Raw genomic sequence first — 1,223 nt, forward strand, 5'->3', positions numbered from 1 at the left:
AAATGGGGCGAAAGTCTGTGGACTCTGTGTAAGACAGTACATGGTTTTTTAACTGTGGTATGCGACGGTGGTGGAAGCAGAAACTTAAATCGTGAGGTTTAGGAATCGCCGCCCTAAAAGTGCGGCGAGGATGTCAATGAGAGGTAATATTAATTTGAATGAGGTTTTACGGTTATGACATTAGCAAAACTTATTTATCGGGGGGGGGATAAGAATTGCTTATCCAAGATAGCGATCACATCCTCTGTTTTAGCTGTTAGTACCTTCGTGATTGTACCTGTTAACGCTTCTAACGTCACCTTGAACTTTAATACCTTACCAAGTTCACAAGGATGGACGTATTTGGTAGATGGTAATACAGCAACGGAGACAGATGTGTTTTCTATCAGTAACGGTGTTCTCACTCAAAATACATTAGGATCAGGTGATGGTGTTAACGGCTATAGGTTAGCGAATGTCGTTGACACGACTCAGCCTTTTACCTTATCTTGGCGATCACGAGTGCTTCAAGATGAATTTGTACTAAATCCTCAAAATTTCTTTGGTTTGGGATTAAGCATCAATAGTTCATCACAACGTTTTACGGTTGGGTTTGGGACTGACGCAATCGGCATTTCAGCATTTCAAATACTGCCAGGATCATTTAACAATACCGTGTTTCATAATTATCGCTTGGAAGGTTCATTTAACAGCGGAAACGCTCAATTATACATTGACGACCTACCGATTGCCACTTTAGCCCTTTTGAGTGGAGTTACCCCAAATGCTTCCGACGGACTTTTCTTTGGGGATGCAACAGGTTACACTAATGCACTAGCGGAGATAAGCAGTTATAGTTTTATACAGGGTACTCTTCCCGGATCAGTTCCCGAACCTTCATCAATTCTAGGGTTACTGAGTTTAGGAGTATTAGGAATAGGTGCAGCCTTAAACCGAAAACTATAACCCCTAAATTATCATCGGCAAAAGTTCCCTGACTTCCTTGTACATTTAAAGTCAGGGATTAAGCGTTTGCTTGACATAAATGTATATCTCGACAACCCCAGAGTCTTTTGACATCCTCACCGCCGTAAACGGACGGTGATTCCCAAACCTCACGATTTAGGTTTCTGCTTCTTTCCCTTGCGGGGTTCCGCACCTGCCTTAACAGATTCACTCTGTTCTGGTCTTATGGTCGCGACCCGGACTGACACCGCAAGCCCTGCGGCCAAAATATTTTTACT

General features: G+C 42.8%; 1 protein-coding gene and 1 pseudogene. One reads left to right on the top strand and one right to left on the bottom strand.

Features of this window, described 5'->3' with window-relative positions; translation table 11 throughout:
* Positions 1-174: 174 nt before the first annotated feature.
* A complete protein-coding gene (locus tag PX482_RS21795; protein WP_002761553.1) occupies positions 175-945 on the top strand; it encodes a PEP-CTERM sorting domain-containing protein in 771 nt (256 codons plus the stop codon).
* 149 nt (positions 946-1,094) lie between these two features.
* On the opposite strand, the pseudogene PX482_RS21800 reads toward PX482_RS21795, so the two are convergent.
* Positions 1,095-1,223, bottom strand: a pseudogene (locus PX482_RS21800) (RNA-guided endonuclease TnpB family protein); the annotation flags it as partial.

It is taken from the genome of Microcystis sp. M53602_WE12, from assembly GCF_030065455.1.
Classification (GTDB): domain Bacteria; phylum Cyanobacteriota; class Cyanobacteriia; order Cyanobacteriales; family Microcystaceae; genus Microcystis; species Microcystis aeruginosa.

What these genes read in the sequence shown, in the direction of transcription:
- PX482_RS21795 (WP_002761553.1), top strand. Translation starts at nt 175, where the DNA reads ATGACATTAGCAAAACTTATTTATCGGGGGGGGGATAAGAATTGCTTA.